The organism is Flagellimonas spongiicola (assembly GCF_023502425.1).
Lineage (GTDB): Bacteria > Bacteroidota > Bacteroidia > Flavobacteriales > Flavobacteriaceae > Flagellimonas > Flagellimonas spongiicola.
The window spans coordinates 503,797-524,562 of the sequence record NZ_JAMFMA010000002.1; the positions used below are offsets into that span (position 1 = coordinate 503,797).

General features: G+C 39.6%; 15 protein-coding genes. 3 read left to right on the top strand and 12 right to left on the bottom strand.

All coding sequences use genetic code 11. The annotated features are described in order from the left end of the window. The 3 genes from M3P19_RS08465 to katG all read right to left on the bottom strand — a co-directional run bounded on the left by M3P19_RS08465 (position 1) and on the right by katG (position 3,417). Positions 1-624, bottom strand: coding sequence for an NUDIX hydrolase (locus M3P19_RS08465; RefSeq protein ID WP_249657229.1), 624 nt, complete (start codon positions 622-624; stop codon positions 1-3). Positions 625-627: 3 nt separating this feature from the next. After that, positions 628-1,110 carry an ankyrin repeat domain-containing protein gene (locus tag M3P19_RS08470; RefSeq protein WP_249657230.1) on the bottom strand — a complete coding sequence of 161 codons (483 nt, stop codon included), beginning with the start codon at positions 1,108-1,110 and terminating at the stop codon, positions 628-630. A 90-nt stretch (positions 1,111-1,200) separates the two neighbouring features. Then, positions 1,201-3,417, bottom strand: a complete 2,217-nt coding sequence (katG, locus tag M3P19_RS08475; protein ID WP_249657231.1) for a catalase/peroxidase HPI — start codon at positions 3,415-3,417, stop codon at positions 1,201-1,203. A gap of 314 nt (positions 3,418-3,731) precedes the next feature. Between katG and M3P19_RS08480 the strand changes: the two genes are divergently transcribed. Then, on the top strand, positions 3,732-4,346 hold the full coding sequence (locus M3P19_RS08480) for a DinB family protein (protein ID WP_249657232.1): 615 nt from the start codon (positions 3,732-3,734) through the stop codon (positions 4,344-4,346). A gap of 83 nt (positions 4,347-4,429) precedes the next feature. Continuing rightward, on the top strand, positions 4,430-4,960 hold the full coding sequence (locus tag M3P19_RS08485; RefSeq protein WP_249657233.1) for a lipid-binding SYLF domain-containing protein: 531 nt from the start codon (positions 4,430-4,432) through the stop codon (positions 4,958-4,960). 75 nt (positions 4,961-5,035) lie between these two features. Here M3P19_RS08485 and M3P19_RS08490 read toward each other — a convergent pair whose 3' ends face one another. From M3P19_RS08490 to M3P19_RS08505, 4 genes are read right to left on the bottom strand one after another with little or no spacing between them, the layout of a single operon-like run. After that, positions 5,036-5,455 (bottom strand): hypothetical protein, encoded by a 420-nt coding sequence (locus M3P19_RS08490; protein ID WP_249657234.1) that lies wholly within the window; start codon positions 5,453-5,455, stop codon positions 5,036-5,038. 18 nt (positions 5,456-5,473) lie between these two features. Next, positions 5,474-7,324, bottom strand: a complete 1,851-nt coding sequence (locus M3P19_RS08495) for a hypothetical protein (RefSeq protein WP_249657235.1) — start codon at positions 7,322-7,324, stop codon at positions 5,474-5,476. Positions 7,325-7,371: 47 nt separating this feature from the next. Then, positions 7,372-8,739 (bottom strand): DUF5689 domain-containing protein, encoded by a 1,368-nt coding sequence (locus M3P19_RS08500; RefSeq protein WP_249657236.1) that lies wholly within the window; start codon positions 8,737-8,739, stop codon positions 7,372-7,374. A 9-nt stretch (positions 8,740-8,748) separates the two neighbouring features. After that, positions 8,749-11,484, bottom strand: a complete 2,736-nt coding sequence (locus M3P19_RS08505; RefSeq protein ID WP_249657237.1) for a TonB-dependent receptor — start codon at positions 11,482-11,484, stop codon at positions 8,749-8,751. A gap of 107 nt (positions 11,485-11,591) precedes the next feature. On the opposite strand from M3P19_RS08505, the gene M3P19_RS08510 reads away from it, so the two are divergent. Next, positions 11,592-12,629 carry an endonuclease/exonuclease/phosphatase family protein gene (locus tag M3P19_RS08510; protein WP_249657238.1) on the top strand — a complete coding sequence of 346 codons (1,038 nt, stop codon included), beginning with the start codon at positions 11,592-11,594 and terminating at the stop codon, positions 12,627-12,629. Positions 12,630-12,635: 6 nt separating this feature from the next. Here M3P19_RS08510 and M3P19_RS08515 read toward each other — a convergent pair whose 3' ends face one another. From M3P19_RS08515 to M3P19_RS08535, 5 genes are all read right to left on the bottom strand, one after another. After that, positions 12,636-13,703 carry a flagellar basal body L-ring protein FlgH gene (locus tag M3P19_RS08515; protein ID WP_249657239.1) on the bottom strand — a complete coding sequence of 356 codons (1,068 nt, stop codon included), beginning with the start codon at positions 13,701-13,703 and terminating at the stop codon, positions 12,636-12,638. Positions 13,704-13,878: 175 nt separating this feature from the next. Further along, on the bottom strand, positions 13,879-14,316 hold the full coding sequence (locus tag M3P19_RS08520; RefSeq protein WP_249657240.1) for a hypothetical protein: 438 nt from the start codon (positions 14,314-14,316) through the stop codon (positions 13,879-13,881). A 96-nt stretch (positions 14,317-14,412) separates the two neighbouring features. After that, positions 14,413-17,658, bottom strand: coding sequence for a TonB-dependent receptor (locus tag M3P19_RS08525; protein WP_249657241.1), 3,246 nt, complete (start codon positions 17,656-17,658; stop codon positions 14,413-14,415). A gap of 171 nt (positions 17,659-17,829) precedes the next feature. After that, the gene (gene pgi / locus M3P19_RS08530) at positions 17,830-19,467 is read right to left on the bottom strand and encodes a glucose-6-phosphate isomerase (protein WP_249657242.1); all 1,638 of its coding nucleotides are present in this window, start codon (positions 19,465-19,467) and stop codon (positions 17,830-17,832) included. Between the two features lies 1 nt (position 19,468). Next, positions 19,469-20,764 carry a peptidoglycan DD-metalloendopeptidase family protein gene (locus M3P19_RS08535; protein WP_249657243.1) on the bottom strand — a complete coding sequence of 432 codons (1,296 nt, stop codon included), beginning with the start codon at positions 20,762-20,764 and terminating at the stop codon, positions 19,469-19,471. Positions 20,765-20,766: the final 2 nt, after the last annotated feature.

Below are 20,766 nucleotides of genomic sequence, written 5' to 3' on the forward strand. Positions count from 1 at the left end.
TTAATCAAAATATACTTCACTGTTAGGGGATTTGGCCAAATGAAACAGTTGTTTCAATTGGCTAAGCAATATACGGTCTTGGGATAACTCCGGTAAATGATCCAGGTCAAAGTAATTGGCATCCAACATATCGAATCCTGGTCTGAGCTCACCACCGGTTGCGGAGCAGAGAAAAATAAGTTTATAAATGTAATAAGGCTCAGGTGGGTGCGGATGGGCTTGCTTATCATAAACAGCCAATATGCGTACCACCTCAGCTTTTAGTCCCGTTTCTTCTTCTATTTCCTTAACTGCGATTTCGGAAGGGGAACTTCCAATATCGGCCCAACCACCAGGAATCGTCCATTTGCCATCAACGCTTTCCTTAGCCATCAGGATTTCATCGTTATCATTCAGTACAAATCCACGAACGTCCACTTTTGGAGTCGGGTAATCTTTGACCGGAATAAAAAACTCATCTATTGTGGACAAGGGCGTATTGGCCACAGTTGCCATTAGTTTATGACTGATTTCCTTTAATTCTTCATAGCGTTCAATATCATAGCCATTTTCAGTATAAACCAGTCCTATTTCGGCCAACGCCTTTATTCGTTTGATTAGATTAAGTTGTTCTAGGGCATCCATTTGTTATCCTTGTGCGGCCTCCAACAGGTCAATCATTGCTAGGTTATTTTGTTCTTTGGCTTGATCTAAAGCCGTATTTCCCCTAGCATCCTTTTTGTTTACATCCGCTCCTTTGGACAACAACAATTCTGCAATGTCCAACCTATTGAAAGTTACAGCGTAAATCAATGCTGTTGCTCCCATAGAATTTACGTGATCAACATCGGCGCCTGCCTCGATTATTAGACGCGCTAAATCTACATATCCTTTAAAACAAACGCCCAACAATGCCGTATTACCAGAACCATCCGTGGCATCCAAGGGAGCACCTTGTTTTACTAATAGTTGGGTTATTTCTTTCTGGTTGTAATACGTGGCCAATATCAATGGTGTAGACCCTCGTTCATCCTTGCTGTTCAATAAGGTTTTGTCCTTGGTCAGTAAGTTGGAAACGGTCATCAAATCACCATTTCTAATCGCATTGAAAAAATCTTGTGTGCTACTCATTTTTAGGTATTGAAAGGTACTAAAAAAACTGCCACATCCTTTTAGGAGGTGGCAGTCTTACATCTAATTTTCTTTTTCTTTAAATGGCTGCTAAGCCAAGTCAAATCTATCTAGATTCATGACCTTGCTCCAAGCTGCAACAAAGTCATTCACAAACTTATGATTGGCATCACTACTGCCATAAACTTCAGCAATTGCTCTAAGTTCAGTGTTTGAGCCAAAAATAAGGTCCACGCGAGAACCCGTCCATTTCAGGTCTCCCGACTTACGATCTCTTCCTTCAAAGACTTCATCATCTTCCGAAGTTGCGGACCATTTTGTATTCAAATCCAATAGGTTTACAAAGAAATCATTGGATAGGTTTTCCGTTTTATTGGTAAACACTCCGTTATGAGACTTGTCTTGATTGGTATCCAAAACACGCATTCCACCTACAAGTACTGTCATTTCCGGAACAGTCAATGTCAACAATTGTGCTTTGTCAATCAACAGTTCTTCGGATTTAACGGTGTATTTCCCCTTAAGGTAATTTCTGAATCCATCGGCTACCGGTTCTAGTACTTCAAATGATTCTGCATCTGTCTGTTCAGCTGATGCGTCCATTCTTCCAGGTGTAAAAGGAACCGTGATGTCTTGACCTGCATTCTTGGCTGCAAGTTCTATTGCTGCACTTCCACCTAATACAATTAAGTCTGCCACGGAAACCTGCTTGCCAAAATCTTTTTGGATGCCTTCTAGGGTTTCAAGTACCTTGGCCAATTGAGATGGATTGTTTACTTCCCAATCTTTTTGTGGGGCAAGACGTATCCTTGCACCGTTAGCTCCACCTCTATAGTCTGAACCTCGGAATGTGGACGCAGAAGCCCAAGCTGTGGATACCAGCTGGGATATTGACAATCCGGAATCCAAGATTTTCGATTTCAAATCTGCGATATCACCATCATTAATCAGTTCATGGTCCACAGCAGGAATAGGATCCTGCCAAATCAATTCTTCCGTAGGTGCATCTGCACCTAAATAACGACTTACAGGCCCCATATCACGGTGGGTTAATTTGAACCAAGCCAGTGAATACGCTTCAGCAAACTCATCTGGGTTTTCCAAGAAATGCTTGGAAATTTTGCCATATTCAGGATCCATTCGCAATGAAAGGTCTGTAGTCAGCATAAATGGTGCATGTTTCTTTTCTGGATCATGGGCATCTGGAATAGTCCCTGCTCCAGCACCATCTTTTGGTTTCCATTGGTGCCCCCCAGCTGGACTCTTGGTCAATTCCCATTCATAAGCATAAAGGTTTTCCAAGAATTTATGGCTCCATTTTGCAGGTGTATCTGTCCATGCACCTTCCAAACCACTAGTTATGGTATCACTTCCTTTACCAGAGCCAAATTTGTTATTCCATCCCATGCTTTGCATCTCAATAGATGCTCCTGCTGGTTCTACTTCTACATACTCCGCATCGCTTGCTGCGCCATGGGTTTTTCCGAACGTATGACCACCAGCAATCAAAGCAACGGTTTCATAATCGTTCATCGCCATACGACCAAAGGTCTCACGAATATCATGAGCAGCTGCCAAAGGGTCTGGGTTGCCATTTGGTCCTTCAGGATTCACATAAATCAAACCCATATGGGCTGCGCCCAACTGCTTTTCCAATTCACCTTCATCATTGTATCTTGCTTTGTTTCCAAGCCATTCTGCTTCAGAACCCCAATAAATGTCTTCTTCAGGTTGCCAAATATCTGCTCGGCCGCCGGCAAATCCAAACATTTTCAATCCCATGGATTCATGTGCTACGTGACCTGCAAGAATCAGTAAATCTGCCCATGAAATCTTCTTTCCATACTTCTGTTTTACCGGCCATAACAAAAGTCTTGCTTTGTCCAAATTGGCATTATCCGGCCAACTATTCAAAGGTGCAAAACGTTGCGCACCTGTACCTCCACCACCTCGGCCATCAGCAATTCTGTAAGTCCCTGCGGCATGCCAAGCCATTCGGATAAAAAATGGACCATAGTGCCCATAATCAGCGGGCCACCAGTCTTGACTATCCGTCATCAAATCAGTTAAGTCTTTTTTCACTGCCTCCAAATCCAAGGATTTGAATTCTTCTGCATAATCAAAGCCTTTGTCCATTGGATCTGCCAAATTGGAATGTTGACGTAGAATTCCCAAATTAAGTTGGTTAGGCCACCAATCACGATTGCTGGTACCGCCACCAGCACTCTGCTTAAGTGCTCCGTTAAGAAATGGGCACATGCTTTCGTCCATGCCATTTCCTGCTGAATTTGCTAAATCTTTACTCATGATTCTATGTTGATTTTTGTTTGTTTAATAACCATTCTAAAGGTATGAAATAGAAAGGTCGGTTGATAGATAAATTATATTAATATATTATCTAAACATAAATGTTATCTATATGTCTTTAAGGGATAAAAATGGCTATTGACGGCTGTTTTTTGGCAGATATGCCCCTTTTTATGGTAGAAATATCCGTTATCTTTGAATACATCAATAGAATTCAAAGAAATATAAAGTGGATTGTTGTCCAATTTTGTTTCGGTGAATCGTCAATACTCTGTAGTAAACAAATACCATTAGTAATATAAAAACCATCACAGATGAAAAAACTAATTATCCCTATTGTTGCCTTGTTGCTTTTTAGTTTCACGGCGGATACAAATAAACTAACCGATGATGATCGGAAAATGGTTGTTGACCATCTCAAAAAAACAAGAGATCACATGTCAAAAATCCTGAAAGGGCTTAGTGACGAACAATTGAACTTTCAACCGGAAGAAGAGGCTTGGTCAATAGCAGATTGTTTGGAGCATATTACCATTTCAGAAAATGCCTTTGGTGGTTTGATTCAAAAAACGGTTGCTGCTGGTCCAAACCCAAGTTTGAAGGATTCCGTGAAATTAGATGATCAAGCGTTATTGGGTATTATACTAGATCGTTCCAACAAGGTAAAAACCTCAGAACCATTTGAGCCTAGCGGAAAATTTGGTTCGGCCGAGGAAACCTTAAAAACGTTCATGAGCAAGAGAGCTGAACATATTGCTTATATGGAAAGTACCGATGATGACTTGAGAAGATTATACAATAGTGACCTTCCTTTTGGAACTATAGATGGTGTACAATTGATACTTTTCATGTCTGGTCATACCGAAAGACATGTTAATCAAATGGAGGAAATCATGACCAATAGGTTTTTTCCGGAAAATGTTGACTAAGCTATCCTTAACAATATTTGGCAAACCCTTTCCTTTTAGGAAGGGGTTTATTGTTTAATTTTGATACCATAAAAGAAAGGAACATGAGACTATTGAAATCCGTTGTATTGGTGGGATTGCTATTATTCGCCTTTACGTCCAACGCCCAGAGTAAGAAAGATCGTAAGATTATGAATGATGCCAAAAAGGCAAAAAAGGCACTATTAAAAGCGGATAGTGGTCTCCAGCGTTTTTTTGACAACTCAGCCGGTTATGTGCTTTTCCCCAATGTTGGTAAAGGTGGTTTTATAGTAGGTGGTGCCTCTGGTAATGGTGTGATATATGAAAATGGGACGCCAATTGGTATGGCAGGATTGAAAAAACTGAACATTGGTCTACAAGCAGGTGGACAAGCCATTATAGAGGTCATCTTTTTTGAAACCCCTGTTGATTTGGAACGATTCAAGGGCGGTAAATTCCAGTTTGCGGCAGAGACCTCTGCAGTTGCCTTAAAATCCGGAATTGCATTTAATGCCAAATACAAAGATGGTGTTGCCGTTTTTGCCTTACCAAAAGCCGGATTAATGGCAGATGCCTCTGTGGGTGGCCAAAAGTTTAGCTATAAGCCGTTTTAGTCAATTTCAATTAGACGAAGTTTTCTGAAATCAGATATAAGATAATCCGCCCCCAAATTGGGGGCGGATTACAATTTAATTGCCTAAATCTTCATCGTTAATTGTATAACTATAGACAAAATGGTTTTTCGAAGGTTCTGTGACTTCCCAGTATTCATCGATATTAAAGATATTCTTACCTTGTGTATTAGGCTTATAAACCTGCAATATCTCATCTGACATGTCTGTGATATAAATTGAATCGAATACTTGTAGTGAAAATGCTACATTACCTATTCCTGAATCAGAGCCTAATCTAGCGTAGCTAGTTTTTCCTCTACTTGCCACTAATATGAATTCAGTCTGATTTGGCATCTCTGTTAAAATTTGAGAACTCACAAAACTAATCCTAAGGCTTAAATCAGTATTATTATTTATTACGGCATCTAAACTCTCAGATGGGTCACAGGCTATTAAGAGTGAAGTCAAAAACCAACTTAAAATTACATTTCTCATTTCTTAAATCATTATTAGTTAATCCCAATGATACGCTTCAAAAAGGTTTCTTACGTCGTTAGCAGCTCTATTGCCATTTTCGCTAAGCAATCGATTTCTAAAAGCTTGTGGTGATTCTATACCTGAATCTAATGCATTAAAAATATCTGCAATGCCATAACCTGAAACGTTGTCATTAAATCCCTGTCGAATCAAATCTTCATTATCATCTTCCAAGTCGTTCATTATACCACTAGGAATCCAACCTTCCCAGGCAAAAAGAGGTCTTCCTTGCCTATTTATTGAAATATTACTTGGTCTTCTAATTGGCTCGAAATTCTCCAATCCCTCTTCAGAAACGATATTGTTATCGTTTCCAAACTCTTCTAAGATTAAAGTATATCCACAATGATACGCCCAAGCCTCACCTAAAGCGCATAATCCAAAGTTTTTACCTCGACCATCACCATAAGGTCTTTTGGCTTTGGATAAAGTTCCATAGCTAATTATGTAATTAATATATTTTATCCAATACCTACTGCCCACCTTTTTAAAATGGGAAGCATGTGCCAGTTCGTGGAATGTTACCGAAAAGACGCCATCTGTACCTCTATTGGCGTTGGCCCTAATAATTAGGTCTGGTTGTATAAACTTTAGCATATGAGCTACTACATTTGCACTCATATTTAATTTATTTGCCTTGGCCAAAAAAGTCACCACCTTAGATCTGGTGGTAAAACCATACAATCCCCAAACCCTTCTCAGCATAGGGGCAGAAGATGCTCCTGAACCTCCAAGCGCAACTATTCTTAGGTTACGGTGTGGTCTGCCAATCCCAAATTGTGTGCAATAATCCAAATACCTTCTGGTTGCATTGTTAACGGTTGCCCAACGCCAGCCAGCAGAATTAGTACGAAAATTAAAATCATGACCAAACTTGCTACGAGATCCCGCTCTAAATCTAGCCGCCGAAACACTTACTACTGAGGGCCAAATCTTAAACCCACGGTTATTTTTAAAAATTACCGTATAACGAACGTTCCTTCGATATCTTCTATTTACCCTATAAAAACCTTCAGCATTGGTCCAACCCTTGGCCCATTTAAACCACTTTCTAGTCTTGACCTTTACGCCAACTACAGGATCAAAGTTTCCGCTAACGGTATTTAACACTCTAACATGTCCTTGTGGCCTTTGTCTGCTCCTTGCTACTGCTGCTCCATTTCTAGATTGTTCGGCATCAAGGTTTCCGGTGAGCATCAATGCCTCATCTTCCAGGTCATATAAGAAATTCTTCGAAATTCCGGTTTTGCCACCAATCGTTGTGGTTTTCATTTCTTCATGTTCCTCTTCTTCACCTAAATCAGATGCTTCAATAAGAAATAAATCCTCTAGTTTTTCATATTTAATACTTTCGTGAAAATGGTAATTTTCAACAACGGAAGTGTAAAGCCACCGTGCACCATCCAACTCTGACCCCTCATCTAAATAGTGGTCACCATCTTCCACAATTTCCACGTCCAAAGGAACAACCGATAAATTAAGGGAGTCGGCCAAAAGTAAACTTTTTTGTTCATCGTTCTCAACCCAAAACCTCACATAGTAATCGGTAGTGCTAATGTCATTTGAATCTTTAAAGGTTTTGGCCGCGTAGGTCTTTTTTGACACCTTGTTCTTTTTCAGTAAGCGGTCATAAGCCCGCCGCATATTCTCGACAGAATATGGATTCTCCAATTTTTCGCCAATCTTGATCATCCGTGCAGTGTCCGGTTCCTGTAGCTCGACATCTTGCGTTTCCTTGGTTTGCATCTCCTCTTTTTGGCAAGAGACTAGCCAACAAAATACAACTGTCATGCTCACAACAGCCCAAAACATTTTTGTGTTTTTCATAATTTGAATTTTTAAATGTTATTGGGGTATGCTGCGATATTTTCATTTTAGTAGTGTTGTTTAGGTGTAAAATCTTCGGGGGCCAATTGCGGTTGCTTTATGGTGCCAGCATCTCCTGTGTCGTTGTAGATTGTCCATTCTGAAAAAGTATAGTTTGGATTTCCTTTGGTGACTTCCGGATTTCTTATGGCCCGGCCATCTTCAAATTCATGATTGGTTCCTGAACCGTCTTCACCAACAACACCAAACACATCTATCAACTTTCCAAAGGGATCTACAAGTTCTAGATTATCATCCCCATTGGAATCTGCGGGGCTATTGGTAGAAACACCCAAATCGGGTGCAAAACCATAAACTAGTTCAAATTCTTCTGCATTAGGTGAAATAACCAAGGTGCTTTCTGCTTCAATCATCAATCCAGATAAATCTAATTCAGAACTGATTTCTGTTTTATCATTGGTATATCTTCTTAAAGTCCACAGGTTTAAATTCAAGGGTTCGGAAGCAGAATTGTATAATTCCACAAATCGGGCTCCAGTATTGTTATCCGGGTCGGCCAATTCTGATATGAAAACGGATTCTGAAGTGAACTCCGTGATTATTTCAGGGCAACGAGGTCCGTCAAATTCCAAATCATTCAAATCCCGAATTATCAAATGTATTTCGTCACCTTCCTTTTTTACAATACCCGTTATGCTTCCATTTCCATTAGGTATCGGACTAGCTTGAAAATCGGAATAGCCACTTGTTTTTACTGTCACAATAGCAGCTTCACAGTCTACTAAACTTCTGTTTGTTTCCTCTTTAGGTTCTGCAAAGGTCAACCCAAGTTCAGCATCAATGAACTCAACTCCTTTAAGCTCTATCAAGGTGTTGTTCTCTAGTGTTTGCATATCCGAAATTGAAATGATCCTCGGTTTTATCATTTGTGCTTGATCGCAACTCAAAGCAATATGTTCTTTTGCTGTAAGCGCTGGTAATCTCCCTACGGATAGGTTACCAAAAGAAGAAAATGTACTTCCCAAGTTTATTGTGTTATTTGATTTCCCTACAAAGAGTCCCTGTAAATCAATTATCACTTTACTTCCTTCAGGGTAAAACAAATGGGACTGATTCAGTTCAGCTTTAAAGACAATCCCAAATGAAGGATTTTCAGGTTTATCTTGAAGGTATATTTCATTAAAGAAGTTTCCAGCCTTGTCAGATGAAATTACCCAAGCTTCCAAAAATAATTCTTCTTGAATTTGAACAACCCCATTTTCAGCAATTAAGGCCAGCTCATCAAAGGAGATGAAGTCGAGTTCTTTTTTGGTGCAATTGCTTGATATTACTTCAAAATCATTGCTTGGAACACATGCCAATAAAATCAATACCATACTGAGGTTGATAAACACATTACGGACTAAGTTCTTCATTGAAAAATTTTAAAGATTTATGGCCAAGTTCAAAAAGTATGTTCGCCCATAGCCATACCAATATTTTGGTCCAAATGATGGACTACCGCTAAGATTATCCTGCACCATCTGATTGTAGTTTCCATTCCTACTTTGCTCATATCCTCCTGATCTATACGTCGAATCAAATAGGTTATTGATACTCACGAAAGCACTGATGTATTTTTTATTGATCAACCATGATTTTCCACCAACAAGATTGAGCAAATGAATTTCATCAAGTTTTTCTTGTCCAAGTAATTGGTTGACATTGTCGTGAGATGCCGTTGATGCGTTTTGGCCTGTTTCAGGATCCAACGCAAAACTTTGCGTCCGTTTTATGGTACTGAGATTTGCGTAATTGTGATCTAGTAGGTTTGCAGTGGTTCCAATCCACCAATACTTGGGACTTCTATATTCAACACCAAATGCCAAAGCGGTCTGCGGGCCTTGTGCCAATCGAAGCCCTTTTAAGTTCGCTAGACCCAAATCTGCGTCACCTTCCGTATTGATTAAATCATCTACCTCCCCAGCGGTATCAAAATAAATCTCAACATTTGGATTACTGGCATACGCATAGTTTCCTATGTTTCCGACCAGGGTTAATTTAACTTGATTAGAAGCTTGGTACTCCAAACCCCATTCTATCCCTTTATGTAATTTATCTACTCCTGTGAGAACTTCTTGGACAAAGTCTGACCCTAACCCCGAATCCACAAAAAAGAAATTAATGTCACTGGTGTGTTGGAATCTCGTAAAGAAGGATGAGACCCTTCCTCTAAAATCAGGTAAGCTGAAAAAATAGTTGAGGTCAATCGATGTTGCCAACTCATTAGTGATCTCCGGATTTACCAAATTGTTTTCCCTTGGATTTACAAATAGATTCTGTGGTGTTGGGTTTCTCTTCAATTGCGATGCATTTAAGGAAAACCAGTGCCTTCCTGTAATGAAAAACCGAGCTCCTCCTTTTACATTGAATCCAGGTAATTTTATGGTTTCGCTATCACCAAATGAATTTTCCAAAAATCGTTCATTCTGAAACATACCTTCACGTTTTACCTCAATGCTGGATATTGATGCAGCTGAATACATGTTGAATCTACTTGAGTCGTATTGTATTTGCACAAAACCGTTTAAATCATTGTAATCCAGTTTATAATGGTATCCTATTTTGTTCCCGTATCCTGCTGGTGTTTCAGAGCGTAAATTGTTGTAAGTTTCGGTGAAAGGGTCTTCATCCAAATGATATTGAGCTCCTAGCATATCTGAAATACGAGCATAATTTTCCATTCGCGATTGAGCCAAGCCAGCCCCAAATCCTAACGCCCAATTCGAGGGGAGTGAAAGATGAAAACTAGTGGCAGCTACAGCACGTTTTTCAGCAGAGATATCGTCATAAAGTAAATAGGAAGCTTTACCATCTATCGAGTTGTTGTTTGCTTTGTACAATTCTTCCCAATTCAATTGAGGATCATTAACCAATGATCGCTCAGCTAAATTGGCATTATTAAAATCAGCACTGATTGAATTATTGATATGATAACTGGGTAAATATTTATAGTACGTTGGATCCGGATTAGGAGCATCATAATACCCTAATCTACTTTTGGCTGTTTGGCCAATCTGATAATAAACTCCAGTTATCCATCGCAATTTATCCGATTGAAAAAAATGACTCGCTAGAAATAACGGCTCATTAATTTCTCGTTCCCTTGAGTTTCTAATAGTTCCCTGTTGTTTACCCCAATACGAGTTGTATTGTGTTCCCATCAGTTGCGCAACTTCTTCGGTCAACGCCGGAGATCGACCTCTTCTATTTTTTGCATTGAACGCTCCAAAAACAATACTATTCGAATCACTTATTTGATATTCAATGGCGCCAAACAAGGAGTACGCATCATATAGTGTTCCATCAACGTAGCCAGATTGCGCCCATCTTCTTGACGTCGAAATTGAATAGCTAAATCCAGAATCATTTTGACCCGAATTGTAAGTGGCCATTACCCTATTTTTATAAGTTCGATTGGATGCTGATGTGGAAAGTCGGAATCCTGGCCTAAATTTGGAAGGTCTAAGATTAATATTCGTATTGCCCAAAATTCCGCCAAACGCATAGCTATTGATCTCCAATCCATTACTGTACGTTTGGTTTCGAAACACATCATTAAGCCCACCCCAATTGTTCCATTGCGGCCTGCCATCCAATGCTTTATTCATTGGAAGGCCATTGATCATTACGATACCATTTCTAGAATCATACCCTCTGACTTTGAAAAATGCTTGACCAAAATCAAAGGCAGCACGAGTTAAAAAAACATCTCGCGTAGATTGTAATAAACCCATCGACCCGGAAATTAAATCCTCATCATCTGAAAGCTCATTGTCCGAAAGAAGAATTAGGTTTTCCGAATTCTCCAGCGCCATGTCTTGATATAATATGAGTTGGCCAAGATCCTTAGGCGTTCCATCCAAAATCAATTCAAATGTTTTGGGCTGATAGTCAATTGCCTCAATTTGAAGTAATTGTTTACCCGTTAAACTTGTCGAGAAGGTGAATTGTCCTAATTCATTGACAAAGTACTTGTGTGAAGTGCCTGAAATCTGAACAAAGGCGTTCGGAATTGCATTATTAGCGGCGTTTAAAACATACCCGGTAATTTTTGAGTCCGTTTGGCCGTGTACAACTGCAGTATAGCCAAGAGCCACTAAGAACTTGAAAGTTCTCATAACTTTATGATTGTAGGTTAATCAAAATAAAATTTGGGGTTATGGACTTCGTTTTTTGTAGGAATACGAACAATCTTACTTATTTTAAGCCAGAAAACAAAACCCAAATGAAATATTTAACCTACACACTTCTAGTGTTTTTCTCATATACCTATGGGCAAAAACAATCAAAGTATACGATTAGAACCGTTGCTTTTTACAACGTTGAAAATCTTTTTGACACTAAAAATGATAGTCTGATTTTTGATGATGAACGTACTCCGGATGGAGCATATACATGGACTCCCAAACGATATAACTCAAAAATTAAAAATATTTCCAAGGTAATATCCCAAATTGGAAAGGAGCACACAGGTACATCTCCAGACATAATTGGTTTATGCGAAGTGGAAAACAAAAGCGTGCTGGAAGACCTAGTAAGTTATCCTACAATAAAGGACAAGGGCTACGGAATTGTACATTTTGATTCGCCAGACGCTCGAGGCATAGACGTAGCATTGCTATATAAAACCAAAGTTTTTCTGCCCTCTTCATTCAAAAGTCATCGTTTATTACTGTTTAATGAAATGGGCCACAGAGAATACACCCGCGATCAATTGGTGGTAGGTGGTTATCTTGATGGTGAAGAAATCTATTTTATCATTAATCATTGGCCATCCAGAAGAGGCGGTACCACACTTAGTAATCCAAAACGGATTAGAGCTGCATTGTTAAACAAACGGATTATGGATTCTTTACAGCGCCAAAATCCAAATGTGAAAGTAATCTGTATGGGTGACCTCAATGATGATCCCAGGGATAATAGTCTCAAAAAAATACTGAACACTAAGGGTAAACGTTCCAAATTGGATAGTCTTTCCTTGTTTAACCCCATGGAACAAATGTATCGTAGAGGATTAGGTACCTTAGCCTATCGTGATAAATGGAATTTTTTTGATCAGTTTATGCTTACCCCTAACTTGCTGTCTGAACATAAAGATTCATATACCTTATGGAAAGCGGGAATATTTGCACCCGCGTACATTAAATCCGTTGCAGGAAGGTATAAGGGTTATCCACTTCGCACCTACTCTGGCAAAAACTACACCGGAGGGTACAGCGACCATTTTCCGGTGTATTTGTTTTTAGTTAAGAAAGCGCAATAAAAGGAGTTATTCCCAATCGGATAGTTGATCAGCCGTTGGTATAATGTTACGTTGCTTACCCGTACCATCAAAGCTTACTGGGCTATCCTCGTTTTGCCTAAAAGTCCTGAACGATTGTATGGTATAGGTGCCATTGGGCCACTTACCAATTAAACCAAATATCACAGATTCCCCTGTTTTGATGCCGGTGTATTTATTTCTTCGGTCATTTACGCTGGTAACAATAGCTTTTACAAATTTTTCTTTCCAACCATTGTTACGCGCATAACTCTGCATCAATTTTAGGCCTTGTTTTTCCAAATCCTTGTCTTTAACAAAAGGTTCTGGAATACTGTATTGCGGAATTTTACTTATCCATTCCAACCCTTGATCAATATTGGTCAATAAAATCTGACCCGAAGCCATTTCCATTGTTTTCCTATCTGCTTTTTTTCCTGGGGAAGTACCATCTGCAACTGCTATTTTAAGTCCCAATAGCAAAGTATTGTCCGATTTGTTTCGAACATAGTCTTGATGCTTCCAAAGTGTATTGATTACATTTTGCTGGGTAAGACTTATTTCCAACGCCTCAGCTTCGGAGTCAGGAAGTACCCCCGGAGCAAACACAGGGTATCTGGATGACTCCCAGGTAAGTTCCTCCGCCGTTGGTTTGTCAAAGTAATGGAAATCCCCTTGTATGCTATCTATAAAATAATCATACCGAAGATGTATCCGTTTTTTGGAATTCGGATTCTTTGCAAAAGTCTTGAATAGCACTTCTGGCCCTGCATTCTGCGCTCCCAGCCATCTGCAATAAAGTCCTACCTCATCCATCTTGGACATATCATAAACTGTTACAAAGTCGCTTTCATCTTCCCATTCCCGTTGGATGGGTTCATTGGCGAATAGATATCTCCCCAGATTGTTCTCATGTATAGCGCTAAAGTATGAACTACTAAAGACCTTCTGCTTATCTACAGCTTCTGGAGGCCAATAAAATGGTGACCCAGCAAGGTCCTTATTGTTGCTCCCTGAACAGCCAAACAACAGCATAAGTAAAATTGCAAAGAGGGGTAAATGGGTTAAATTTCTCATGGTTCTATAAAAATTAATTGGTTACACTTTCTAGTTGAGAACAATGAGAGGTTGATGGGATTACATCCCGATATAAAACAAAAAACCTCATACGCAAATGCGTAAGAGGTTTGTTTTAAAGTGCTAAGATACTAAAATTGAGGCAATCCCAATTTTTGTTTTCTTACTTAGATCATTAAGCGAACCATTGGCTCCATGGAATCCTGCTTAGGATGAATAAAAGACCTAATCCATAAAAAATGGTAATGGTTTTGAACTTTTGGTTACTATCCTCTTTCTTTTTATGCTTGGACCATCCAATGGTGATTAAAACAACGGCCAAAATGTTGACAAATGGATGTTCCACTGCCAATAGGCGTGCTGCTGAGTTAAGTCCACCCATACCTAGCGATTGAATGGCATTCAATCCATTTGCAGAAACAAAATAAAGTATCAGACCAATAAGTAACTGGATATGCGTAAAAATCAGTGCGAATAGACTAATTCTAAGGTCTTTGTGCATAGTGAATTCCTTTTTGCCCAATAGTCCTAACAAGGCATTGACAAATGCGTAAATAAGTATGGCCAAAACAATGTAGGCCAAATACGAATGCAGGTTTTTTATAATTTCCATGAGTTTTGTTTGTGGAATCTAAAATACGGCTTTTGGAAATAAAAAAGCCCTCTGCGAAAGCAGAGGGCTTTACTATCTAAACTAGATATGTTATTATTAGTTGAAGATGTAACGCAAACCAAGTTGCATTTGCCATCTAGAAGATTGGATTCCTGCATCATCCAATTCTTCAAAATCAGGATTTCCTGCATCATCCATTACCCCTTGATTGATACTAAAGGTAGGTACATCTCCAGTAGATACTGTTGTCAATGGGCTTACTTCGCTTCTTATAAATTTCAATTTACCCCATTCCTTGTTCAAGAAATTGGTGAAGTTGAAGATATCAGCAGAGAATTGGAACGTGTGGTTCTTGTTCCCAAAGTTAACTTTGAAGTCCTGTAGGAATTTCAAGTCCACAATGTGGCTCCAAGGTCCTCTAACTGCATTTCTTTCAGCGTATCCTCCTCTGTTCTCATCCAAATAGTCAATGCTACTGATGAAGTTATCCAATTGTGCCCATTGTGCAGCTTGTTCTGCTTCATCACCAGAGAATTGAATCTCAGTGCTATTTCTAGGAATGTAAATCAACGCATTGTCTCTAGAATCGTCATTCAACAAATCACGTCCTTCCCTGTAGCTAAAGCTATATGGCTGTCCTTGGAAACCTGTGTAGAACAATGAAATTGTAGAAGCAATATTATCATTCCAGTTCAAACGGTAAGAAGCATTGGCGACTATTCTGTTACCAATTGCAAAATCTGAACGCGTTACAGGCAAATTAGGAGAGTTCTTACCATTTACGGTCAAGATGTTTCTCCACTGTGAGCTATTTTGAGATGAAGTACCATCAAATATTTTGTTGGATTCTCCATAAGTATAGGAAATAGAACCTGCAAAACCATTTTCATAAGGCTTAGTCAAAGTGAAAGTCACGTTGGTTGCATCACCACCACCAGTATTGGAAGCAAGGATTACACGACCGTAAGTGTCATCAATTTCAGCTCTTCTGTCATAGAATGGACGGTTATCTGCTCCTTGGTAGAAACCTGTTGGGCCTCCAAGGTTCAAATTCTCGTAATAGATATCAGTGATTACATCCGTATAAAGGAATTCGGCACTAGCAACCAATCCCCACCATGGTAGTTTTTGATCAACCGCAATGTTGTACTTCATAACTTGAGGAAGCTTGAAATTGGAAGCAACCAAATCAATATTTCCACCTAATCCTCCAGAACCTGGAGCGGGATCTTCAAACTGATTGTTGATATCCGCTACGAATGGTTGTCCAAACTCAAAGTTGAAACCACCAGTTACACCATTGTTGTTATATGTACCACCTGGCCATACCAAAGGAAGACGAGAAGTAAATACCCCTAAACCACCTCTAACCTGAGTAGTTCTATCTCCATTAACGTCCCAGTTGAAACCTAGTCTAGGAGAGAAAACAGCATTACTAACTTGTTGACCTACAGTTGCCCCTTGAAGGTCTTTTCCAGCAGCTTCCAATAGACCAATTGTACGTGTATTGAAATCTTCGTTTACAGGACCGCCTTTCCATACAGGAATATCGATACGAGCACCAAGACTTACTCTAAAGTTATCGGTAACATCAATTTCATCCTGTGCATAGAAACCATATTGCTCAGTCTTAAAGTCAGCAGAACCAGCAGATTCATCACCAACTGCGCCATTTCCTACCAAAGAATATCCATGCTGGTATACATCGGCGTCTTGACCCGTCAAGAACTGATTAAGACCTGTTGAAAGAAGTACGCCGTTGTCATCAAATTGATCTTCAAAGGTGTAATCCCCATAGTTAAATGCGAAGAACAAGTTCTTTACATTTGCAAATTCCATGTTAGCACCCAATGTGATAGTGTGACGACCAGTGTAAATGTTGAAATTGTTGTTGATAGTCAAGTAATCGGTATTCAACAAGTTGGCTGTTGAGAATGGTTCTGAACCAAAAGAAATAGTACCATCACCATCTTGGATGTCAACAGTTGGGAACGGATCTCCAAAAGGATCTCTATCGTCTCTTACCGCAGTATAACCAATTACCAAGTTGTTGCTGAATTTGTTACCGAAACGGGAGTTCAACTCCAATGCAGTTGAGTTTGTTTTGGCCTCAAAAAATTCAGAACCATTGATAAATCCAATGTTTCTGTTTCCAGAGTTACGAGCTTCCAAGTTTTCAGCGCCAACATAACTATGACGAAGCGATAGATTGTGGTTCTCGTTAATGTTCCAATCCATCTTCGCAACCAATGTGTTACTTTCCAAAGTTCTTGTATTGTTGTCAAAAATCCCAGGATTGTAACCATACGTACTTTGAAGGAATGAACTCAAACTAGCCAAGTCTGCCTCAGAAGAACGTCCAGTGTAATTACTAAAGTTAAATGGTTGTGGAATTTCATTTTCCGCTCTTTCATAGTTTACGAAGAAGAACAGTTTGTCCTTAATAAGTGGACCCCCTAAACGCACACCATAAGTGTTCGCAGAGAATTCCGCTAATTTCTCACGAGACTCTCCATCTCCTACCAAATCTACAGGAGTTTTACCCGCTAAAGATTCACCTCTTGTGAAGTAGTACGCAGACCCCTCAAATTCATTAGAACCTGAACGAGTTACCGCATTGATAGAACCACCTGAGAAACCAGATTGTCTAACATCAAAAGGCGCAATGTTGATTTGAAATGTTTCAATCGCATCAACAGAAAGTGGATTCACCCCTGTTTGACCCCCATTGGTTCCGGAATCAGCCAAACCAAAAACATCATTATTTACAGCACCATCAATATAGATAGCGTTGTAACGGTTGTTCTGACCAGCTAGTGATACAGAGAATCCATCATCTCCTTCCGAAAGCTGTGCTTGTGGTGTTAGACGCACAAAATCCGCCAAAGATCTAGAAGCAGCAGGAATTGTAGCCACTTGTCTTTGGGAAATGTTAGTTTCAGCACCTGTTTTGTTAGCACCAAAAACACCACTGGATACTGCAGTGATAACAACTTCTTCAAGAGCTGTAGCCGACTCTTGCAATTGAGAACTGATTCTTTCTGTTGACCCCAAGTTCAGGTAAACCCCTTCCTTAATGTCATCGTTGAATCCTACATAAGAGAATGTAATCCTGTAAGGACCTCCACTTCTCATACCAGAAATACGATAGTAACCATCGAAATCTGCTGCAGCACCGTAAGTGGTTCCTGAAGGAACATGCACTGCTACTACGCTCGCACCCAATAAAGGCTCGCCCGTAGCGTCGGTAACTTTACCCCCTAAGGAGGAGGTTGTAACCCCTTGTGAAAATGCAAATGCAGTCACAAATAGAGCCACAAATGCCAAGTAAATTTTTTTCATTTCCTAGTGTTTAAATAGTTTAATTAGCCTTGCAAAAGTGATGTATTTCTACATTTTGCCTGTTAAGGAAAGATTAAAAAACACCACTTTTGTTAATATAAAATTAACATTTAAAATGAGTTGACAAAGAAGATGTTAGGGTTTTTGCCCGAAGAATGTTAACCTATCAATTTACTTCTTAAAATATTGTAGAAGATGAAGTGTTGAGCTGTCATGATTGCCAATCTCTGAATCCTTGATATCTTGAAGAATATTTTTGGCCAATTGCTTACCTAATTCCACGCCCCATTGGTCATAACTGAAAATGTTCCAAACCAAACCTTGAACAAAAATCTTGTGTTCATAAAGGGCAATCAATGCCCCTAAACTCTTAGGTGTCAATTTGTTGATAAGTATAGTATTGGTGGGTTTATTGCCTTCAAATACCTTAAATGGCGACAATTTGGCCAATTGATCTTGCGATACACCTTGTTCCTGAAGTTCTTGATTCACCTCGGCGGTGGTTTTTCCGTTCATCAATGCCTCTGTTTGGGCAAAGAAGTTGGCCATTAACTTTTGATGATGGTCAACATCCCCATGCAAAGATTCCTTAAATCCAATGAAATCCGTTGGAATCAATTTGGTGCCCTGATGAATTAACTGAAAAAATGCGTGCTGCGAATTGGTACCTGGTTCTCCCCAAATAATGGTCCCAGTCTCATAATTGGCCCGATTTCCAGCCCTATCTACACTTTTTCCATTACTTTCCATGATTCCCTGTTGCAAATAAGCGGAAAATCGATTCAAGTATTGGGTATAGGGTATGATCGCTTCCGTTTCGGCGCCATAAAAATTATTGTACCAAACACTTAACAACCCTAATACAACCGGTATGTTTTCTCTAAATGGCGTTTGCTTAAAATGATCGTCCATTTCCTGGGCTCCGTCCAATAATGATTCAAACCCCTCGTACCCAATTGCCAAGGCTATACTCAAACCTACAGCGCTCCAAAGAGAGAAACGTCCTCCTACCCAATCCCACATTGGGAATACATTCTCATCAGCAATTCCAAACTCGTCGATTTTTTGTGCATTTGTGGATACCGCCGCAAAATGTTTGGCAATATCGGCTTCAGATGCAAACCTTAAAAACCATTTTTTGATGGTAATCGCATTGCTTAAGGTTTCTTGTGTAGTGAATGTTTTGGAAACCACAACAAACAAGGTGGTCTCTGGATCTAGATGTTTTAGAATTTCATGCACATGATCACCATCTACGTTACTTACAAAATGCGTTTTTAGATGACTCCCATAAAATTTCAATGCTTCAGTAACCATAGCCGGGCCCAAATCAGACCCTCCGATACCAATATTGACCACATCGGTAAACGCTTTGCCAGTAAATCCTTTGCTTTTACCAGTTATTATATCTTCAGAAAACCTTTTAATTTTCTTTCGAACCTCATACACCTCTGGGACCACATTTATGCCATCAACCAGAATCTCGGCATCCTTATTGGCGCGCAAAGCTGTATGTAGTACTGCTCTACCTTCGGTCTGATTAATCTCATCTCCTCCAAAATAGTTTTTGATACCTTCATCCAAACCAACTTCTTGGGCCAAATCCAATAAAAGTTCCAAGGTTTCCGCAGTAATCCTATTCTTGGAGTAATCTACAAGAAAATCGTTCCATGCAATTGTAAATTCGGGGCCGCGGTTAGGGTTTTCCTTGAAAAGTTCCCTTAAATGGGTTTCTTGTGTTTTGTCTAAGTGATTCTTAAGGTTTTTCCAAGCTTCGGTGGTAGTAGGGTTGATTTTGGGTAATGCCATTTTAAGGGTTCAAAGTGAGTTGGTCCTGCTCCTGATCTGTTAAATCCTCCACTTGTTTTTTCGGAAGAACGTATTCGATACAATCCAACTGCGTTTTTAATGGGTTTATGTAATTTAAATAGTCGGTTTTCAATGAATCGGCAATAGGCTCGGCAGCGGGTAATTTTTCTCTTAATGGATCCACCTGTCTACCATTTTTCCAAAAACGGTAGCACACATGGGGACCTCCGGTATTACCCGTCATTCCTACCCATCCAATTACATCACCTTGACGTACGAATTCACCGCGTTTCACCTTTTGTTTCTTCATGTGAAGGTACTGTGTACTATAGGTTCCGTTATGTCTTATTTTAACATATTTGCCATTACCTCCTCTTCTAGTGGACTCAGTTACTGTTCCATCTGCGGTGGCAATTATTGGGGTGCCTACTGGTGCTGCATAATCCGTACCCTTATGCGGACGTACTTTATATCCGTAATATGCTATTCTTCTTTTTAGATTATATCGTGAAGACAATCGATACCCAAATTTAATGGGCGCCCTTAGGAAAGTGCTTCTTAGGTTATTCGCTTCATGATCAAAATAGTCTGTGATCTGCTTTAGGGAATCCGCAACGTACGAAAATGCATAGATAGGTTTTCCTTTGTGCTCAAAATATGCAGCTTCTATTGGTTCTGCACCTGCATAGATGGTGTCATTGATGTAACGTTCCTTATAAAGCACTTTGAACTTATCTCCTTTTTCCAGTCGGAAAAAATCTATTGACCAAGCGTAAATTTCCGATAAGTTAAGTGTTACATCATAGTCAATTCCTTGATCCAATATGGCTTCTGAAAGGGATGTCTCTATAATTCCAGAAGCTTCTCGGGTTACATATTTCACCTCTTTCTTACGTTTGTATGCCACTACACTGTCGCGTAAATCGACCACGGTGTAGTTTATGCGATCATTTTCATAGATAAATACTTCCGCTACTTCTGAGGTGTCCTTGGACTTGAGAATATGATACGGTTTGCCTGCTCTAATTCTTCTAACATCAAAAGTATCTCTGAACTTTTCTGAGACTTCCACAATTTTTGGATAGTCTACTTTATTTTTCAACATCAACTCTCCAAAGCTATCTCCACTTTTCACGGTGTCGTGCACAATGGTAAAGTCATTTAAGTCAAATCCAAATTGTTTTACAACGGGTTTTTCAACCAAGGTTTGTGGACCAAGTTCTTCCACCAATACCTTTTCTTTTTTGCAAGATGCCATGGCCAATAATGCCAGAACTGCCCCAATATATTTCTGCATCA